Here is an 18,544-nt window from a genome sequence, read left to right on the forward strand (position 1 = left end):
ACCGAGCGCCGGTCCGGGACGCCCGGTGCATCGAAGACGGAGCGTTTCGACCGGCGTGGGATGGGCGGCGGTGGGCCGGACACCCGGCGAGCTCGACCGCCGGCCGTCACGGCTCGTCGCCGTCTCCGAAGGGGAGGCCTCGTCGCAGGGCGGACGCAGGATCTTCGCGACCCCGGGAGTACGCGCCAGGGAGGAAGTGAAGGACACGGCGCGACGCGTGACGGTCGGACAGGACTCGCACACGGCGGAAGGCCGAAGGCGGTCGGGCAGGCCGTCGCTCGGTCCCTACCGTGACCTGGCGGCGGCTGGGCCGAAGCCCGGTCCCCAAAGGTGTCGAAAAGGGAGCACGAAGAGGCGAACCAGCGCGAAGGTTCGCATCGTGCCTTTTGGGGTTTTCAGGGCTCCACCGGTCGTCACACCTGCCGCCACAGTGATGCGTTTCGTCGAGATTGACCGATGTGAGGCTTTGCTTAATCGGATTGCGACCTGCTCAGCCTTGACGTCCCATACGTGCAGTTGGAATCGTTGTCGCGACACAGCTGATCATGTGGCTGCCTTAAACCGTTTACTCACACGCAAGGTTGTTGCTTTATGTCCCGCGCACTGCTCACCGCGCGCCTCGCCCGCCCGTGCGGCTCTGTCGCCACACCTCAGGCTCATGCAACGGAACAGCTTTGCGCCAGTCATTTTCTGACCCCCCAGGTTCCGCACGTCCTGCCCGAGCGCTCGCGACACGGTGCCCGGTGAAAACGACCACATATCCAGTCACTCATCGGACTTGCGGGCCGATAAGCCTCACATCACGAAAGGCCGGCTAACGGTGCTGCGTTATATCGCCCGCAAAATAGTCGGCTGGTTTTTGATGATCGCCATCGCGACCAACCTCACGTACTTCCTCGCTAACGCATTCCTCAAACCTGCGTCGAACTACACCGCGTTGCGACCGCCTCGAACTCCAGCCCAGATCAACCATGCGTTGTCGCTCTACAATCTCAATCCGGACAAGCCGATCATGGATCGGTGGTGGCACTGGATCACCCAGATCGTGACTCACTTCGACTGGGGCCAGTCGCCGACCGGGGGCAGCGTCAACGAGCAGGTCGCCTATCGGATCTTCGTCAGCGGCCAGTTGGTCCTGGGTGCGACGATCCTGTCCATCGTCATCGGCGTCGGGCTGGGCGTCTACACCGCGTCGCGCCAGTACAAGGCCTCCGACCGGGTGCTGCAGGGAGTCTCCGTGCTCTCCTTCAACACGCCCTCCGCGGTGGCCTCCCTCGGGGTCGTGCTCGCGACCATCGCGCTGAACCAGTCCCTGGGCACCTCGCTGCCCGTCGCCGGAGCGCAGAGCCCCGAGGTCAGCGGGTTCTGGGCGATCCTCGGGTCCCGGGCGATGCACGCGATCCTGCCCACGATCTCGCTCACGTTCATCTCCTACGCCGGGTACCACCTGCTGCAGCGATCGCTGCTGCTGGACCACATCAACTCCGACTACATCCGCACGGCGCGGGCCAAGGGGTTGACGCGGAAGCAAGCCATCTACCGGCACGGGCTGCGGACCTCGATCATTCCCGTCGCCACCCAGGTCGCGTTCGCGATGCCGGCGCTGTTCACCGGCGCGGTGATCACGGAAACGGTCTTCGCCTGGCACGGGATGGGTGAGTACTTCAGCAAGACCATCAGCACGAACGACGTGCACGGCGTTGTCGCTGTCGCAGCCTTCGGTGCCCTCATGACGGCCATCGGCGCGATTCTCGCCGACCTCGTCGTCGTGGCTCTTGACCCCAGGATCAGGGTGAGCTGACGTGGCTATCAACATGCCCGGTGTCGGACCCGACGCCGAACTGGTGCCCTCCGGCGAACCCGAGACGCCGCAAGCGGGGAAGACCGGCGGCAAGCGCCTCTCCCCGGCCAAGCTCTACATGCGGCGCTTCACGCGCAACAAGCCGGCGCTCGGCGGTCTGGTCCTCTTCGTCCTCCTTGTGTTCTTCTCCGTGATCGGCCCGTATCTGACCCATTGGGACCACGTGGAGGCGGACTTCACCGCACTCTCCGTCCCTCCCGGGGTCGGCGGCCACCTGCTGGGCACCAACGGCGCGGGCAACGACGTCTACGCCCAGCTCGTGCACGGCCTCGGCAGGTCGCTGATCATCGCCGTGACGGTGTCCCTGCTGACCACCGCGATAGCCGGGCTCTTCGGCACCACCGCCGCCTACTTCGGCGGCAAGGTCGAGCGGGCGATGCTCGGCTTCGTGCACTTCCTGCTCATCCTGCCCTCGTTCCTCATCATCGCCCTGGTCGGTACGCACTACCGCGGTGAGTGGCAGGTCCTGGTCGTGGTCCTCACGCTCTTCGGCTGGATGCTCACCGCTCGGGTGATCTGGTCCCTGGCCACCTCCCTGCGGGAGCGCGAGTACGTGCTGGCGGCCCGCTTCATGGGCGTCAGCCCGATGCGCACCATCGTCCGCCACCTGGTACCGAACATCGGGTCCCTGCTCATCGTGACGTTCACTCTCGGTGTCGCCTCGACCGTGCAGTCCGAGACGGCGCTCTCCTTCATCGGTTTCGGCGTGAAGCAGCCCGACGTGTCGCTGGGTTCCATGCTCGCCGACGGGCAGAACACACTGTCCACCGCTCCCTGGCTGTTCTACCTGCCCGCAAGCATGGTGGTGCTGCTCACCGTGGCGATGGCGCTGATCGGCGACGGCCTGCGCGACGCCCTCGACCCCACCTCGCAGTCTGGAGGCCGCGCATGATCGAGCAGCGCGCTGTCACGACCACGCCCGACACCCAGCAGCCTCTGCTGTCGGTGCGGGACCTCAAGGTGGCCTTCCCGTCGGAGGCAGGCCGAGTGGAGGCCGTCCGCGGCGTCTCCTTCGACCTGCACCGCGGCAAGACCCTGGGCATCGTGGGCGAATCGGGGTCGGGCAAGTCCGTCACGTCCATGGCCGTCATGGGGCTTCTGCCCGAATACGCTGCGGTCACGGGCGAGATCACGCTCGGCGGGCAGAACCTCCTCGATCTCGACGACCGGCAGATGTCGAAGGTGCGCGGTCAGCAGATCGGCATGATCTTCCAGGACCCGCTCTCGTCGCTCACTCCGATCTTCAGCATCGGATCCCAGATCGTCGAGGCCCTCCAGATCCACCAGGACATCTCGTCCGCGGCCGCCTGGAAACGGGCCGTCGAACTGCTGGACCTGGTCGGCATCCCCAACCCCGACCGCCGCGCCAAGGCGTTCCCGCACGAGTTCTCGGGCGGGATGCGGCAGCGGGCCGTCATCGCCATAGCGATCGCGAACGACCCTGACCTGATCATCGCCGACGAGCCGACGACCGCTCTCGACGTCACCGTGCAGGCGCAGATCCTCGATGTCCTCAAGACCGCCCAGCGCGAGACCGGGGCCGCGGTCATCATGATCACCCACGACCTCGGGGTGGTGGCCGGCTCGGCCGACGACGTCATGGTGATGTACGCCGGCCGGCCGGTCGAACGCGCCGGGGTGGACGAACTCTTCGCGCGACCGCGCATGCCGTACACCATCGGTTTGATGGGTGCGATTCCCCGCCTGGACGACCGCGAGAGGGGCGCCCTGACCCCGGTCCCGGGGACTCCGCCGCTCCTGGTGGACCTTCCCGACGCCTGTCCCTTCGCGGCGCGTTGTCCGGTCGTGCAGGACGCCTGCCGTGAGGCCGAACCCCCCCTGCTGGCGATCGCCCAGGGCGACGGCGGCGAGGGGCAGCACATGGCTGCCTGCCGGCGCGCCGCGGAGATCACCGACGGCGCCATCGGCGGCGAGCCGATCTACCCCGTCCCGGCCCTCAAGGAGAACCGGGCCGCGGCCGTCCCCCGTGAGGACCGGCCGAAGGTCCTGGAACTCTCGAACGTCACCAAGACCTTCCCGCTCACCAAGGGCGCCATGCTCAAGCGCAGGGTGGGCTCCGTCTTCGCCGTCAACGGCATCGACCTGGACATCCGCCAGGGCGAGACGCTCGGACTCGTCGGCGAGTCGGGGTGCGGCAAGACCACCACGCTGCTGGAGATCATGGGTCTGAAGCCGCCCGAGCAGGGCAGCATCTCCGTCTGCGGCCAGAACACGGCGGACCTGAAGCGAAAGCAGGACGTCAGCTCCGTACGTCGCGACATCCAGATGGTGTTCCAGGACCCCATGGGGGCACTGGACCCCCGCATGACGGTCTTCGACATTCTCGCGGAACCCCTCCGCGCGGTCGGTGACCGCGACAGCAAGGCGCTCTCCACCCAGGTGGCGGAGCTCATGGAACTCGTGGGGCTCGACCCCGAGCACCGCGACCGCTTTCCCGCGGCCTTCTCCGGCGGGCAGCGGCAGCGCATCGGCATCGCCCGGGCGCTCGCCACGAAGCCGAAGCTGCTCGTTCTCGACGAGCCGGTCTCGGCCCTCGACGTCTCGGTGCAGGCCGGAGTCATCAACCTGCTCAACGACCTCAAGGCCGAGCTGGGACTGTCCTACCTGTTCGTCGCCCACGACCTGTCGGTGGTGAGCCACATCTCCGACCGCGTCGCGGTGATGTACCTGGGGCGGATCGTCGAGATCGGCGCCACCGACGCCGTCTTCGACAACCCGCAGCACCCCTACACCAAGGCACTCCTCTCCGCGATCCCCCTGCCCGATCCGGTCGCGGAACGGACCCGGGAACGAGTCCTCCTCAAGGGCGACCTTCCGAGTCCGACCGACGATCAGCCTGGTTGCCGGTTCGTCACCAGGTGCCCGCTCCACCAGATGCTGTCGGAGCCGCAGAAGGAGCAGTGCCGCGGCGTCACTCCGCAGCTCACCGACAGGGGCGACCAGGACCACCGCGACGCATGCCATTTCGCGGACACGACCATCCCTGCCTCCAACTAAGCTGAAAGGCTGTCATGAGAAGAATAGTTCTAGGCGGATTGGCGCTTGCCGCCACCGCTTCCCTCGTCCTCTCCGGGTGCACGAGCGGGAGCACCGAAAGCGAGCCGAAGGAGAAGACCAAGGGCGCCACCTCCGCGGGCGAGGTGCTGACCTCGTACAACCCGCAGCCCGCGAGCAACCTGCAGCAGGGCGGCAAGATGACGCTGCCCATCGTGTCGATTCCCGACCAGCTCAACCCCCTGCACGGCGACGGGTCGCTGTACACGTCGAAGATCGCCTGGTTCTACCAGCCGCAGCTGTCCTTCAACGACCCGAAGGGCAACGTCACCTTCAACAAGGACTACCTCGCCGACGTCAAGCAGGCGACGGTGGACGGCAAGACCCAGGTCACCTACGACATCAACCCGCAGGCCAAGTGGAACGACGGCCAGGACATCGACTGGACGGCGTTCCGGGACACCTGGAACGCGCTCAACGGGAAGAACAAGGACTACGTCGTCGGCTCCACCGACGGCTACTCCAGCATCGCCTCGGTCGCGAAGGGCAAGGACGCCAAGGAGGCGATCGTCACCTACGACGGCCCCTTCGTGTACTGGAAGTCCCTCTTCTCCACGCTGGTCAACCCGCACATCGCCAAGGCCGACGCCTTCAACAAGGCCTACGTGGGCAAGCCCCACCCGGAGTGGGGCGCCGGCCCTTACACCATCTCCAAGTTCGACGCCAAGGGCGGCACGGTCACCTACAAGCCCAACCCCAAGTGGTGGGGTGAAAAGGCGCATCTGGACGAGTTCACGTTCGTGCAGATGGAGGTCAGCGCCAGCCTCAACGCCTTCAAGAACGGCCAGATCGACGCGGTGGCGGCTGGTAACGCCGAGGAGCTCAACCAGGTGAAGTCGGTGGCGGGCACCGAGCTTCGCCGCGGCACGACCACCTCCAACAGCCTCCTGGTCTTCAACGCCACCGCGCCGCAGCTGAAGGACGTGGTGGTGCGCAAGGCCGTGATGGAGGCCATCGACCGTTCGCAGCTCGCGAAGATCACGTTCCAGGGACTCGGCTACACCGAGCCCCTGCCCGGGTCCTTCCTCCTCTTCCCCTTCCAGAAGGGGTACCAGGACAACTTCGGCAAGGCCGTGAAGTTCGACGCCGAGGGAGCGAAGAAGCAGCTGGACGACGCGGGCTGGAAGGTCGGCGCGGACGGTGTGCGTGCCAAGGGCGGCGACAAGCTGGAGCTGACCCTCCCCACCATCGGTGACAGTGCCACCGTCAAGGCCCGTGCCACTGCCATGGCCCAGATGCTGAAGAACATCGGCGTCAAGCTGAACATCGAGGCGCACCCCTCCGCCGACTTCGACAAGGTGTTCACCACCCGCGCCTTCGACATCTTCGGGATGGGCTTCATCTCGAGCGACCCGAACGGCATGCTCTACATCTGCCAGATGTACTGCTCCGACTCCACCCTCAACGTCTCCCGCTCGGCGCCGAAGAGCCTGGACGAGGAGGTCAAGGCCGTCACCAAGCTGCCGACCCTGGACGAGCAGATCGCTGCCGGCAACAAGGTCGAGCAGAAGATGATGGAGACCTACGGCATCATGCCGCTCCTCAACGGCCCCAGCATCCTGGCCGTCAAGAAGGGTCTCGCCAACTACGGAGCGGCCCAGTTCTACGGCAACTACGGCTCCATGGGCCCGCCCGAGCTGATCGGCTGGGAGAAGAAGTAAGACGAAGTAGGTAGTCGCCATGCCGGGCTCCGCCGCAGCGCCGCTGCGGCGGAGCCCGGCGCGTTGCGGCCGCCGCCTTGGCGGCGGACGGCAACCGTCTGTTGGGGCAACGACCGGGCTCACGGGGCGGGGCGTGTCGGAGTCTGACCTGTGGAATGCGACGTCGAGGGCTACTGGTTTCGGCCACGGACGTCGGAGGTGCCGAGGGCGCGGGCGATTCCTCGTTGCTCACAGGGCCCCAAGGTCGACCGTGACGGTGAATGGGGCGGTGGCCTTCACCGCGCCGGTGAACATTTCGCCGTCCCTGTATGCCTTGGTGGCGGGGTCGAGAACGTACGTGTAGATGATCGGGACCCCTGTGGCGGCCTGTTCAACCCGCCAGTAGAAGGGGATGCCCGCCTTGGCGTACTGGTCCACCTTCACGATCCGGTCCGTGGTCTCCGAGCCGGGCGACACCACCTCGACGACCAGAAGTACGTGCTCCGGACGGGTAGGCGTGAGGTCGATGGTTTCCGCCCGGTAGACGATGACGTCCGGACGGCGGTTGCTGAGCGGAACGTCCTGCAGGCGGACGTCGAAGTCCGTGTCTGCGTTCCAGTCCGGGCCCGCGGCGGCGTCCAGGGCGTTGGCCAGGATGCGGGCCAGCCGGTTGTGGCGCTTGGAGGCGCTCGGGCTCACGACGACCATCCCGTCCACGATCTCGATGCCTTCGCACTGCTCCTCGGACCAGGAGTCGTACTGTTCCGCACTGATCTGCGTATGCATCCACGCGGGTGCCACCATTCCGGCGGTCACGGTGTACCTCCTTCGAGGAGCCTCGGCAGGTCCGGAACTGCTGCGCCCAGCCTAATGTTCCGACGGGGCCGGCACCCGTCCTGCTGTCGGTCGGCTACTCCTCGTGTCATTGGTGCCAGTGAACTCGTGAACGCATGAGTCCTGTCCTGCTTCACACGTCCACGATGCCGACGCGGCTCCCGCAGAGCTTCGACCAGTCGTCGCGGTCGCAGGTGAGAACGAGGACGGGGCCGGGTGCAGGGCCATCGCGGCGACAAGAGCATCGATCGCGTATCTGTGCCCGTGGAGGCCACCTGCGTCCAGCAGCAGGCGCACTGCCGTCATGGAGTCGGCCTGACTGACCGGCTCCACCTGGAGGCGGGAGAGGACCCAGTTCAGCCGAGTGACGTCTGTCTTGCCGTGGACGGCCTCGACCACGGTCAGGGCGGAGAGGAGCACCCGAACCCCGGCCCGGCGGGCAGCCTCGGTACGAGCCACCATCTGCCGGTCATTGCGCAGTAGCAGGGACAGCGCCTGAGAGCCGAGGACCAGCGATCGAGCAGGCGGCTCCTTCATGCGGCGTCCCGTCCGGCTCCGCCGGACTGCGGTTCGTCACCGAACAGTTCACGGTGTGCGGCCTCGATCTCCTGCTCGGTCAGGGCGCCGTGCTCAGCCTCGTGTGCGGCGACGATCTCGGCCAGCCCGTCCATCGCGAGCTGGTGCCGGACCGCCTCGGCGATATAGGCGGACACACCGCGTCGGCCGGCGCGCTCACGCAGGGCGCCGACCAGTTCCGAAGGCATGGACACGGAGATGTTCTCGGTCGTCCCGGCGCGGTTCGTCTTCATTCAGCCAGAGTACGACGATGACTATTACAGCTGCGGCCGAAGTGCGCAGTCGGGCTTCGGCGCGCCGCGCCACGACGGCGACGAGGAGACAGGAAGGGCCACCACGGGGCCGCCCATCGACTCCACCCGGGTAGGGGAGCTCCCGGCGAGATCGGCTGCAGCCGACGGTGAACGGGGTACAGCGCCGGTGTCTGCTCAGCCGCCGACAGGTGTGCAGGCTGCTGCACCCGGCGTCGGGATGGGCAAGGATGGGCTTATGCCGAACCGTCTCGCCGATGCGACCTCGCCGTACCTGCTCCAGCACGCCGACAATCCGGTCGACTGGTGGCCCTGGAGCGACGAAGCCTTCGACGAAGCGCGGCGGCGCGGGGTGCCAGTGCTGCTCAGCGTGGGGTATTCCAGTTGTCACTGGTGCCATGTCATGGCCGGGGAGTCCTTCGAGGACGAGGCGACCGCCGCGTACCTCAACGAGCACTTCGTGGCGGTGAAGGTCGACCGCGAGGAACGCCCCGACGTCGACGCCGTCTACATGGAGGCCGTGCAGGCCGCGACGGGGCAGGGCGGCTGGCCCATGACGGTCTTCCTGACCCCGCAGGGGGAGCCCTTCTACTTCGGCACCTACTTCCCGCCTGCCCCGCGGCACGGCATGCCCTCCTTCCGGCAGGTGCTGGAAGGCGTCGAGGCGGCCTGGCGCGAGCGGCGCGACGAGGTCGGGGCCGTCGCGGCGAGCATCGTCAAGGACCTGGCCGGACGTTCGCTGGCGCTCGGCGGGACGGCCGCCCCCGGGAAGGAGCAGCTCGCGGCGGCGCTGCTGGGACTCACCCGGGACTACGACCCCGCGTACGGCGGGTTCGGCGGGGCGCCGAAGTTCCCGCCGTCGATGGTCCTGGAGTTCCTGCTGCGGCACCACGCCCGCACCGGTTCCGAGGGCGCGCTGGAGATGGTGCGGGACACCTGTGAGGCGATGGCCCGCGGCGGCATCTACGACCAGCTCGGCGGCGGCTTCGCGCGCTACTCCGTGGACCGCGAGTGGGTCGTGCCCCACTTCGAGAAGATGCTCTACGACAACGCCCTGCTCTGCCGGGTCTACGCCCACCTGTGGCGCGCCACCGGCTCCGACCTGGCCCGCCGGGTCGCCCTGGAGACCGCGGACTTCATCGTCCGTGAACTGCGCACCCACGAGGGGGGCTTCGCCTCCGCGCTCGACGCCGACAGCGACCGCCCGGGCGGCGGCCACGGCGAGGGCGCCTTCTACGTCTGGACGCCGGCGGAGCTGGAGGAGGTCCTCGGCAAGGAGGACGCGGCGCTGGCCGCCGAGTACTTCGGGGTGACGGCGGACGGCACCTTCGAGGAGGGCGCGTCGGTGCTCCAGCTCCCCTCGGACGGCGGCCTCGCGGACGCCGAGCGGATCGCCTCGGTGCGGGCGCGGCTGTTCTCCGCCCGGGAGGGACGGCCCCGCCCCGGCCGCGACGACAAGGTCGTCGCCGCCTGGAACGGGCTGGCCGTCGCCGCGCTGGCCGAGACCGGGGCGTACTTCGAGCGCCCGGATCTCGTCGCGGCCGCCGTCGAGGCCGCGGATCTGCTGGTGCGGGTCCACATGGACGAGCACGGCCGGCTCGCCCGGACCTCGCGGGACGGCGTCGCGGGCGGCAACTCCGGTGTCCTGGAGGACTACGCCGACGTCGCGGAGGGCTTCCTCGCGCTCGGCGCGGTCACCGGCGAGGGCGTGTGGCTGGACCTCGCGGGGCTCTTGCTCGATTCCGTGCTGCGGCACTTCACGGGCGAGGACGGCGCGCTCTACGACACGGCCGACGACGCCGAGACGCTGATCCGCCGGCCGCAGGACCCGACCGACAACGCCGCCCCCTCGGGCTGGACGGCCGCGGCCGGTGCGCTGCTGTCGTACGCCGCCTACACCGGTTCGTCGCGCCACCGCGAGGCCGCCGAGCGGGCACTGGGGGTGGTGGGCGCCCTCGGCGGCCGGGTGCCGCGGTTCATCGGCTGGGGGCTGGCCGTCGCGGAGGCCGCGCTCGACGGCCCCCGCGAGGTCGCCGTGGTCGGCCCGGCGGGCGACGCCGCCAGGGCGGCGCTGCACCGCACGGCGCTGCTGGGCACCGCCCCGGGCGCGGTCGTCGCCGTGGGGGAGCCGAGCGCCGAGGAGTACGCCCTGCTCGACGGCCGACCGCTGCTCGACGGCCGGCCGGCGGCCTACGTCTGCCGCCATTTCGTGTGCGCGGCGCCGACCGCCGACCCGCAGGTCCTGGCGGAGCAACTGGGCGCCCGCTGACGACCGGCGGCGCCTGGCACAGGGTGCGCGCGACGCCGCCGGGGCGGGGGTGCCCGCTACCGGCGGCGTGCCCGCGGGCCACAGCGACCGTCAAATCCGGTGAGCGCCGCTTCCGCGGGCCGCCGGCACGGCGAGGATCAGGAGTGGTTGTAGGCCACCAGGGAGATCCCGACGTAGTGGGCGATGAACGCGGCCAGCGTGAACGAGTGGAAAACCTCGTGGAAGCCGAAGAAGCGCGGTGAGGGGTTGGGGCGCTTGGTCCCGTAGATCACCGCTCCGATGCTGTACAGCAGGCCGCCGGCGACTATCAGCACGAGCACGGTGGTGCCGCCGTGCCGCAGGAAGTCGGGCAGGAAGAAGACCGCCGCCCAGCCGAGCGCGATGTAGCAGGGCGTGTAGAGCCAGCGCGGCGCGCCGACCCAGAGCACGCGGAAGGCTATGCCCGCCAGCGCGCCGACCCAGACCAGCCAGAGCAGGATCTCCTGCTTGCCGTCCGGCAGCAGCAGGAGCGTGAAGGGCGTGTAGGTCCCCGCGATGATCAGGAAGATGTTCGCGTGGTCCAGCCGGCGCAGCACCGCCGAGGCCCGGGGGCCCCAGTCGCCGCGGTGGTAGAGCGCGCTCACGCCGAAGAGGGCGCAGGCGGTGAGCGTGAACACCGCGCAGGCGATCCGCCCGCGGGTGCTCTCCGCGAAGGCGGTCAGCACGACCCCCGCGACGAGGACGGCCGGGAACATCCCGGCGTGGAGCCACCCCCTCAGCTTGGGCTTCAAGGGGGCGGCGGCGGATGCGAGTTCTTCAAGGGCGGCGGGCACAACGGGAGTCTCGTCCACGGAGCTCATGAAATCAATGCTAGCTACGGTTGCGTAGGTTACCGATCCGTAGTAGGGGGGTGTCGCCGGGCGCCGGGAGTGGTGGCGCTCGCCTCGCGTGCCCTGGACAGATCGCGTTTCCTGTCCCGATACTCATATGAGTGCGGACGGCACCGGATGAGCACCCCACGACAGCATCCGGGTCGCAGCCCCCAAGGGGCCGAGAACAACACCCTCACAATCTGACGCCAGGTGAGTGCACACCGGGCGGAACGGAGCGATCGTGGCGCGCGTCAAAGCGGCTCCCACCAACCACCAGGACCTCATCGCATGGGTCGGCGAGATCGCCGAGCTGACCCAGCCGGACGAGATCGTGTGGTGCGACGGCTCCGAGGAGGAGTACCAGCGCCTCGCGGACGAGCTCGTCTCCAAGGGCACTTTCCGGAAGCTCGATCCGATCAAGCGCCCCCACTCGTACTACGCCGCCTCCGACCCGACCGACGTCGCTCGTGTCGAGGACCGCACCTTCATCTGCTCCGAGCGGGAGCAGGACGCCGGCCCGACCAATCACTGGAAGGACCCCGCCGAGATGCGGGAGATCTTCAGCGGCGAGAGGGGACTCTTCCGCGGCGCCATGCGCGGCCGCACCATGTACGTCGTCCCGTTCTGCATGGGCCCGCTCGGCTCCGAGCTGTCCGCGATCGGTGTGGAGATCACCGACTCCGCGTACGTCGCCACCGCCATGCGGACCATGACGCGCATGGGCCAGGACGTGCTCGACGCGCTCGGCGAGGACGGCTTCTTCGTCAGGGCCGTGCACTCCGTCGGAGCCCCTCTGGAGCCCGGGCAGCACGACGTTCCGTGGCCGTGCAACTCCACCAAGTACATCTCGCACTTCCCCGAAAGCCGTGAGATCTGGTCCTACGGCTCCGGCTACGGCGGCAACGCGCTGCTCGGCAAGAAGTGCTACGCGCTGCGCATAGCCTCGGTCATGGCCCGTGACGGGGGCTGGCTGGCCGAGCACATGCTGGTGCTCAAGCTCACCCCGCCGCGCGGCGAGGCCGTGTACGTCGCCGCCGCCTTCCCCAGCGCCTGCGGCAAGACCAACCTCGCCATGCTGGAGCCGACCGTCCCCGGCTGGACGGTGGAGACCATCGGCGACGACATCGCATGGATGCGCTTCGGCGAGGACGGCCGCCTCTACGCGATCAACCCCGAGGCGGGTTTCTTCGGCGTCGCGCCGGGCACCGGCGAGCACACCAACGCCAACGCCATGAAGACCCTGTGGGGCAACTCGGTCTTCACCAACGTCGCGCTCACCGACGACAACGACGTCTGGTGGGAGGGCATGACGGAAGAGCCCCCGGCCCACCTCACGGACTGGAAGGGCGACTCCTGGACGCCGGAGTCCCAGACCCCCGCCGCCCACCCCAACGCCCGGTTCACCGTGCCCGCCGCGCAGTGCCCGACGATCGCGCCGGAGTGGGAGGACCCCAAGGGCGTGCCGGTCTCGGCCATCCTCTTCGGCGGCCGCCGCGCCTCGGCGGTGCCGCTGGTGACCGAGTCCTTCGACTGGCAGCACGGCGTCTTCCTCGGCGCGAACGTCGCCTCCGAGAAGACCGCCGCCGCCGAGGGCAAGGTCGGCGAGCTGCGCCGCGACCCCTTCGCGATGCTGCCCTTCTGCGGTTACAACATGGGCGACTACTTCGGCCACTGGCTCGAGCTCGGCAGGCGGCACGACCCGGCCAAGCTGCCGAGGATCTACTACGTGAACTGGTTCCGCAAGGACGCGGACGGCCGGTTCGTGTGGCCGGGCTTCGGTGAGAACAGCCGTGTGCTCAAGTGGATCGTCGAGCGGCTGCGCGGCGAGGCCGAGGGCGTCCGGACACCGATCGGCGTGCTGCCGGCCGAAGGCTCCCTCGACACGGCGGGTCTGGACATCTCCCGGAAGGACCTCGACCTGCTGCTCTCGGTCGACGTGGAGACCTGGCGGCACGAGGCCTCCCTCATCCCGTCCCACCTGGAGACCTTCGGCGACCACGCGCCGAAGGAGCTGTGGGACGAGTACCAGGCCCTGGTCGACCGCCTGGGGTAGCCGCGCGGCTGCGGGAGGGCCCCGGTCCCGGGCCTCGGCCGGGACCGGGGCCCTGAGGCCGGGCGGCCTCCTATCGGAAGGCGGCGATGTGACGCTGAGCCCAGTCGGCGAAGGTGCGGGGTTCGCGGCCGAGGACCTGCGCGACATCGGGGCTGATGCGCTGCTCGGCGGGCGTGGGCTCGCCGAGGATGGCCAACGTGGTCTCGACCACGGGCTCGGGCATGAACCGCAGCATCTGCGCGCGGGCCTCGTCGCGGGTCTGCTCGACGAACCGGACGGGTTCGCCAAGCGCGTCGCCGATGGCCTCGGCTCGCTGCCGGGGCGTGGTGAGGGCGGGCCCGGTCAACTCGTAGATGTGCCCGACGTGGCCGTCCTCGCGCAACGTCGCGGCGGCGACCTCGGCGATGTCAGCCGGGTCGATCGCCGGCAGGCCGACGTCACCGAACGGCGCGGCGATCGTCCGCTGGGAACGGACCGACTCGGCCCACATGTACGCGTTGGAGTCGAAGCCGCCGGGCCGCAGGATCGTCCAGTCCATGCCCGACTGCCGGACGGCGTCCTCGAGCGACCGTCCCACGGCCCCGTGAGAGGCCGACTGCGGCCGGGTCGCGACTCCCTGGGAGGACAGCAGCACGACCCGTTCCATCCCGCCGGCTTTGGCGACATCGAGGACGTGCTGGGGGTTCATGAGGTGCGCGCCAGCGCCCGCACTTTGCAGGAACAGCGCGTCGGCGCCGTCGAACACGGGTCGAAGGCTCTCCGGGTCGGTCAGATCCGCCCGCTGGTGCCGGACGCCGTCCGGCAGGTCCGCGTCGGAGATTCCCCGGGAGGTCGCGATGATCTGTTCACCGGCCGCCGCGAGGGCCTGCACGAGTGATCGGCCGACGTTGCCGGTCGCTCCTGTCACTACGATCATGAGTAACTCCCCTGCTGTGTCAACGTGGTTGTCGGTGCCCCGAGCGGGCGAGAACCCTTCGGAAAACTGCTCTTCTGGCGACGCAGGGGACGCTAACACCGTCGGTATAGTAGGTACCTACAGGAAAGTGACTATCCCGAACGGGGAAGCATGGCCGGTGATGTGAGCTGGACGGCGCCCACCGCGACCGACCCGGAGCTCGCCTGCCCGATCAGTCCGGTCGTGGACATCGTGTTCAGCCGGTGGACCACGCCGATCCTGTGGACCCTCAACGCCCATGGCCGGCAACGGTTCGTCGAGCTGGAACGACGCATCGCCAGGATCACGCCGAAGGTGCTGACCCAGCGGCTGAGGCAGCTGGAACGCGACGGCCTGATCGTGCGTACGTACCACCCGGAGGTCCCCCCTCGGGTCGAGTACGAGATCAGCGAACTCGGCCGCAGTCTCGCTCCGCTCTTCGCGCACCTCGCCGAATGGGCTGCCGGCCACCTGGGCGAGGTCGAGCGGGCCCGACACGACTACGACGCCGATTCGAGCCGGTAGCGCTCCGCGGAAGCCCGATCCTTGGTTGCGCCGGCAGCGCGCGTGCCGAGTCCGCGAAGCGCGTGGCCGTCTTCTCGGCGCGTGCGGAGACCTCGGCCGCGTGCGGAGACCTCGGCGAGGTGGAGCGGGTCGGGGCCCTGGGGCATGTCCTCCGCGAGCCGCCGCGGGTCCGGGACCGCCTTTGGATCGCGCGGCGGCGACCACCCCCGTCCGACACGGACGACTGCGGGGCGGCGGCACGTGTCGAGTGCGCATCGGCCGGCTCGAGTGCCACCGAGCCGTCGCCGACCGGGTACGACGAACGTCGTCCGCCGCGGAGCCGCCGTGCTGGTCGCCGCCACCGGCGAGTGGCCGCGACCGGCACGGTCGCGGAGACCTCAGGCGGCCGCGGTGTGGACCGCGATGAGGCGCTCCGCGAGCGCCACGGCCTCCGCGTTCTGGCGCGCCTCGGCGACCACCAGGGCCCGGCCCGCCAGCGCGCGCGCCCTGCGGTGCAGCGCCGTCACGCGGGCCGGCTCCGCGCGCCTTCGTCCGGCCGGGGCCGGGGAGAGCCGCAGCGGCGGCCGTCCGCGGTGCAGACCCGCCACGGTCTCCGCGAGCTGCTCGGCGGCCTGGTCGAGCTCCCCGCTGGGCTCCAGTGCCCGCAGTTCGTCGGTGACGGTCAGCAGGGCCGCGAGATGTCCGGCGAGCTGCAGGTCCAGCTCCTCGTCACGGCTGCGTCGCGGAAGGGTGGGGGCCGCCGCCGTATGGACCGATTTGGTGCGGATCGGCTCGTACATGGGATGCACTCCTCCTGAAAACAGGAGTACATCCTACCTTGGACTCAGTCTAAAAAGGGAGCCCCTCCGCAGCCGGGGCCTGGCCGCCCCCCGGGGTCACGGCTGGCTGTAGCCGTCCAGGAAGCGGGCGATCCGGCCCACGGCGTCCGCCAGATCCTCCTTCACGGGCAGGGTGACCAGGCGGAAGTGATCCGGTTCCGGCCAGTTGAAGCCGGTGCCCTGCACGACCAGGATCCGCTCGGCCCGCAGCAGGTCCAGCACCATCTGCTGGTCGTCCTTGACCTTGTAGACCTTCGGGTCCAGCCGCGGGAACGCGTACAGCGCGCCCTTGGGGCGCACGCAGGTGACGCCGGGGATCTGCGTCAGCAGGTCGTACGCCACGTCCCGCTGCTCGGCCAGCCGGCCGCCCGGCAGCACCAGGTCCTTGATCGACTGCCGGCCTCCGAGGGCGGTGGCGACCGCGTGCTGTGCGGGGACGTTCGCGCACAGGCGCATGTTCGCCAGGATCGTCAGGCCCTCGAGGTAGCTGCTCGCGTGCTCCTTCGGGCCGCACACCGCCAGCCAGCCGCTGCGGTAGCCGGCCACCCGGTACGCCTTCGACAGCCCGTTGAAGGTCAGCGTCAGCAGGTCGGGGGCGATCACCGCCGTCGGGGTGTGGGTCACCCCGTCGTAGAGGATCTTGTCGTAGATCTCGTCCGAGCAGACGATCAGGTTGTGCCGGCGGGCGATGTCGGTCAGCTGCCGCAGGAGCTCGTCGTCGTAGACCGCGCCCGTCGGGTTGTTCGGGTTGATGATCACCAGTGCCTTGGTGCGGTCGGTGATCTTGCGTTCGATGTCGGCGAGGTCGGGGAACCAGTCCGCCTGCTCGTCGCAGCGGTAGTGCACCGGGGTGCCGCCCGACAGCGAGACGGCGGCCGTCCACAGCGGGTAGTCGGGCGCCGGGATCAGCACCTCGTCGCCGTCGTCCAGCAGCGCCTGCATCGACATCTGGATCAGCTCGGAGACACCGTTGCCGAGGTAGATGTCCTCGACGTCCAGCTCGATGCCCCGGGTCTGGTAGTGCTGCATGACCGCGCGCCGGGCCGGGAGGATGCCCTTGGAGTCGCCGTAGCCGTGCGCGCCGCCGAGGCTGCGCAGCATGTCCTCCAGGATCTCCGGGGGGCACTCGAAACCGAAGGCGGCGGGGTTGCCGGTGTTCAGCTTCAGGATGCGGTGACCTGCCGACTCCAGCCGCATGGCCTCTTCCAGCACCGGGCCGCGGATGTCGTAGCAGACGTTGGAGAGCTTCGTGGACTGGATCACCTGCATGTGCGCGAGCTTACGGCCACGTAACGCGAAACGCCTCGTGTTCTTGGCCACCTATGCGCCGAAAGGTGGAGTTGTATGACCGGGTGCGGGGCTGCCGCACCCTCGGCCACGGACGACCCGCACACCGCCCCTGCCGCCTCGAGGGCCCCAAGAAAGGTCTGAGAAGCCTCAGAAGAAGGTGCGGACGAAGTCCGTGACCACCCCGCCCTCCCCGACCACGGGGATCAACTGCCACCGCTCGAACACCGTGCACGGGTGCGACACCCCCAGCCCCACCCAGTCGCCGACCGCCAGGTCCGCCGCGCCGGGGGAGACGTCCACGAACGCGTGCTGGTCGGCGAGGCGCGTGACGGTGAGCCCGGTCGCCGGGTCGGCGGTCCCGTCGGCGCGGCGCAGGACCTGCGGGACGGGGAGGCCGAGGTCGTACGACGTGTCGCGCTTGCCCGCGTCGAGGAGGGCGAGGCCCGGTTCGGGACGGGAGAGCACCCGCGCCCAGAGGCGGAGCGCGGGCTCCAGCGAGCCCTGCGCGGGGATGCGCTCGCGGAAGGGCGTGCGCTCGCGGTAGTGGACGTCGTCATGGGTGACGTACGCCCCCGACCGCAGGAGCCTCAGCACCGGAAGCGAGAGGTCCCCGAGTGTGCCGAACGCGTCAGCCACCGCGTCGAACCACTCGCTGCCGCCCGCGCTCACCACGATCTCCCCGGCCCCAGCGAAGCGTCCGGCCGCGTCGAAGTCCCGGGCCAGTGCCACCAGTTCGGCGAGCCACCCGCGAGGGTCCGGTGCCACGGCCTCGTATCCGGCGACGCCGACGAGCCGCAGGCGCCGGGCCGAGGCGACCGCGTCGGCGACGCGCGCCGCCTCCGCGGCGCCGCGCACGCCCGCGCGGCCGGCCCGCGCGCCGAGTTCGACGACGACGTCCACGACGGTGTCCACCCCGGCGTCCGCGCCTCCTGCGAGGGCCGCGTCCATCAGCTCCACCCCGCGCACGGAGTCGGCGTAGCAGACGAAGCGGAACTCCGGGTCGGCGGCGAGCTCGCGGGCCACCCAGCGCAGGGCCGCCGCGTCGACCAGCTCGTTGGCGAGGAACACGCGCCGCACACCGAACGCCCGGCAGACCCGCACCTGGTGCGGGGTGGCGGCGGTGATGCCCCACGCGCCGTGCTCGAGCTGGCGGGCGAAGAGCTGCGGGGCCATCGAGGTCTTGCCGTGCGGCGCGAAGGCGCAACCGTTCCGGCCGGCCCAGTCGGCGAGTTGGGCGAGGTTGTGCTCCAGGGCGGGCTCGCTGAGCGTGAGCAGCGGGGTCGTGAAGCCGCCGTCGAAGAGAGTGCGGCGCTGGGCGGCGAGTTCGCCGACGGTCAGTCCGTCGGCGTCGGGCGGCAGGCCCTTGAAGCGGTGATCCACCCGCTCCTGGCGCAGTCGGTCGATTCCCTCGAGCTGACCCATCCCGCCTCCGTCCCGGCGCCGTACCGTGTGTCCGCTGTCTAACACCCGGTCAGGAACGGGTCAACGCCGACAAACGGGTATGACCGGTTACGGCGGTGACCGGCGGCGGGCGACCTTTGAACCCTCGGCCCCACGGGCCCCGCGA

The 18,544-nt window shown here is 69.6% G+C and carries 14 protein-coding genes and 1 pseudogene; 7 read left to right on the forward strand and 8 right to left on the reverse strand.

Going from position 1 to position 18,544, the window contains the following annotated elements; all coding sequences use genetic code 11:
• Positions 1 to 820: 820 nt before the first annotated feature.
• Genes ACRWND_RS22080 through ACRWND_RS22095 form a run of 4 tightly spaced genes read left to right on the forward strand, consistent with a single transcriptional unit; the run spans position 821 to position 6,597 of the window.
• Positions 821 to 1,801, forward strand: coding sequence for an ABC transporter permease (locus ACRWND_RS22080; RefSeq protein ID WP_431952037.1), 981 nt, complete (start codon positions 821 to 823; stop codon positions 1,799 to 1,801).
• A gap of 1 nt (position 1,802) precedes the next feature.
• Entirely contained in the window at positions 1,803 to 2,753 is a 951-nt protein-coding gene (locus tag ACRWND_RS22085; protein WP_431952039.1) for an ABC transporter permease, read from the forward strand.
• The gene (locus ACRWND_RS22090) at positions 2,750 to 4,879 is read left to right on the forward strand and encodes an ABC transporter ATP-binding protein (RefSeq protein WP_431952041.1); all 2,130 of its coding nucleotides are present in this window, start codon (positions 2,750 to 2,752) and stop codon (positions 4,877 to 4,879) included. Before ACRWND_RS22085 ends, ACRWND_RS22090 begins: the two co-directional genes overlap by 4 nt.
• Positions 4,880 to 4,917: 38 nt before the next feature.
• Positions 4,918 to 6,597 carry an ABC transporter family substrate-binding protein gene (locus tag ACRWND_RS22095; RefSeq protein ID WP_431952043.1) on the forward strand — a complete coding sequence of 560 codons (1,680 nt, stop codon included), beginning with the start codon at positions 4,918 to 4,920 and terminating at the stop codon, positions 6,595 to 6,597.
• 228 nt (positions 6,598 to 6,825) lie between these two features.
• Here the strand turns inward: ACRWND_RS22095 and ACRWND_RS22100 are convergent, their stop codons facing one another.
• From ACRWND_RS22100 to ACRWND_RS22110, 3 genes and pseudogenes are all read right to left on the reverse strand, one after another.
• Positions 6,826 to 7,392, reverse strand: a complete 567-nt coding sequence (locus tag ACRWND_RS22100) for a Uma2 family endonuclease (RefSeq protein WP_431952045.1) — start codon at positions 7,390 to 7,392, stop codon at positions 6,826 to 6,828.
• A gap of 151 nt (positions 7,393 to 7,543) precedes the next feature.
• Positions 7,544 to 7,947: pseudogene (locus ACRWND_RS22105) on the reverse strand (type II toxin-antitoxin system VapC family toxin).
• Positions 7,944 to 8,219: a hypothetical protein gene (locus ACRWND_RS22110; RefSeq protein WP_431952047.1), complete on the reverse strand. Its 276-nt coding sequence runs from the start codon at positions 8,217 to 8,219 to the stop codon at positions 7,944 to 7,946. Before ACRWND_RS22110 ends, ACRWND_RS22105 begins: the two are co-directional and overlap by 4 nt.
• Positions 8,220 to 8,475: 256 nt before the next feature.
• On the opposite strand from ACRWND_RS22110, the gene ACRWND_RS22115 reads away from it, so the two are divergent.
• Complete coding sequence (locus ACRWND_RS22115; protein ID WP_431952049.1) at positions 8,476 to 10,506, forward strand: thioredoxin domain-containing protein; 2,031 nt, start codon at positions 8,476 to 8,478, stop codon at positions 10,504 to 10,506.
• 137 nt (positions 10,507 to 10,643) lie between these two features.
• On the opposite strand, the gene trhA is transcribed toward ACRWND_RS22115, so the two are convergent.
• Positions 10,644 to 11,345, reverse strand: coding sequence for a PAQR family membrane homeostasis protein TrhA (gene trhA, locus ACRWND_RS22120; RefSeq protein WP_431952051.1), 702 nt, complete (start codon positions 11,343 to 11,345; stop codon positions 10,644 to 10,646).
• 253 nt (positions 11,346 to 11,598) lie between these two features.
• Here trhA and ACRWND_RS22125 point away from each other — a divergent pair, with 253 nt between their 5' ends.
• Positions 11,599 to 13,410 (forward strand): phosphoenolpyruvate carboxykinase (GTP), encoded by a 1,812-nt coding sequence (locus tag ACRWND_RS22125; protein ID WP_431952053.1) that lies wholly within the window; start codon positions 11,599 to 11,601, stop codon positions 13,408 to 13,410.
• Positions 13,411 to 13,480: 70 nt separating this feature from the next.
• Here ACRWND_RS22125 and ACRWND_RS22130 read toward each other — a convergent pair whose 3' ends face one another.
• On the reverse strand, positions 13,481 to 14,326 hold the full coding sequence (locus ACRWND_RS22130; RefSeq protein ID WP_431952055.1) for an NAD(P)H-binding protein: 846 nt from the start codon (positions 14,324 to 14,326) through the stop codon (positions 13,481 to 13,483).
• 150 nt (positions 14,327 to 14,476) lie between these two features.
• Here ACRWND_RS22130 and ACRWND_RS22135 point away from each other — a divergent pair, with 150 nt between their 5' ends.
• Positions 14,477 to 14,869, forward strand: a complete 393-nt coding sequence (locus ACRWND_RS22135; protein ID WP_431952057.1) for a winged helix-turn-helix transcriptional regulator — start codon at positions 14,477 to 14,479, stop codon at positions 14,867 to 14,869.
• 377 nt (positions 14,870 to 15,246) lie between these two features.
• Here the strand turns inward: ACRWND_RS22135 and ACRWND_RS22140 are convergent, their stop codons facing one another.
• From ACRWND_RS22140 to ACRWND_RS22150, 3 genes are all read right to left on the reverse strand, one after another.
• Positions 15,247 to 15,648: a hypothetical protein gene (locus ACRWND_RS22140; protein ID WP_431952059.1), complete on the reverse strand. Its 402-nt coding sequence runs from the start codon at positions 15,646 to 15,648 to the stop codon at positions 15,247 to 15,249.
• A 96-nt stretch (positions 15,649 to 15,744) separates the two neighbouring features.
• Positions 15,745 to 16,956 carry a pyridoxal phosphate-dependent aminotransferase gene (locus tag ACRWND_RS22145; protein WP_431952061.1) on the reverse strand — a complete coding sequence of 404 codons (1,212 nt, stop codon included), beginning with the start codon at positions 16,954 to 16,956 and terminating at the stop codon, positions 15,745 to 15,747.
• Positions 16,957 to 17,124: 168 nt separating this feature from the next.
• Positions 17,125 to 18,399: an alanine racemase gene (locus tag ACRWND_RS22150; RefSeq protein ID WP_431952063.1), complete on the reverse strand. Its 1,275-nt coding sequence runs from the start codon at positions 18,397 to 18,399 to the stop codon at positions 17,125 to 17,127.
• Between the last annotated feature and the right edge of the window lie 145 nt (positions 18,400 to 18,544).

It is taken from the genome of Actinacidiphila sp. bgisy167 (assembly GCF_965342175.1).
Classification (GTDB): Bacteria; Actinomycetota; Actinomycetes; order Streptomycetales; family Streptomycetaceae; genus Actinacidiphila.

Excerpts from the sequence above, each read along its gene's own strand:
- ACRWND_RS22090 (WP_431952041.1), top strand. The coding sequence starts at position 2,750 with ATGATCGAGCAGCGCGCTGTCACGACCACGCCCGACACCCAGCAGCCT.
- ACRWND_RS22110 (WP_431952047.1), bottom strand. The coding sequence starts at position 8,219 with ATGAAGACGAACCGCGCCGGGACGACCGAGAACATCTCCGTGTCCATG.
- ACRWND_RS22115 (WP_431952049.1), top strand. The coding sequence starts at position 8,476 with ATGCCGAACCGTCTCGCCGATGCGACCTCGCCGTACCTGCTCCAGCAC.
- trhA (WP_431952051.1), bottom strand. The coding sequence starts at position 11,345 with ATGAGCTCCGTGGACGAGACTCCCGTTGTGCCCGCCGCCCTTGAAGAA.
- ACRWND_RS22130 (WP_431952055.1), bottom strand. The coding sequence starts at position 14,326 with ATGATCGTAGTGACAGGAGCGACCGGCAACGTCGGCCGATCACTCGTG.
- ACRWND_RS22135 (WP_431952057.1), top strand. The coding sequence starts at position 14,477 with ATGGCCGGTGATGTGAGCTGGACGGCGCCCACCGCGACCGACCCGGAG.
- ACRWND_RS22140 (WP_431952059.1), bottom strand. The coding sequence starts at position 15,648 with ATGTACGAGCCGATCCGCACCAAATCGGTCCATACGGCGGCGGCCCCC.
- ACRWND_RS22145 (WP_431952061.1), bottom strand. The coding sequence starts at position 16,956 with ATGCAGGTGATCCAGTCCACGAAGCTCTCCAACGTCTGCTACGACATC.
- ACRWND_RS22150 (WP_431952063.1), bottom strand. The coding sequence starts at position 18,399 with ATGGGTCAGCTCGAGGGAATCGACCGACTGCGCCAGGAGCGGGTGGAT.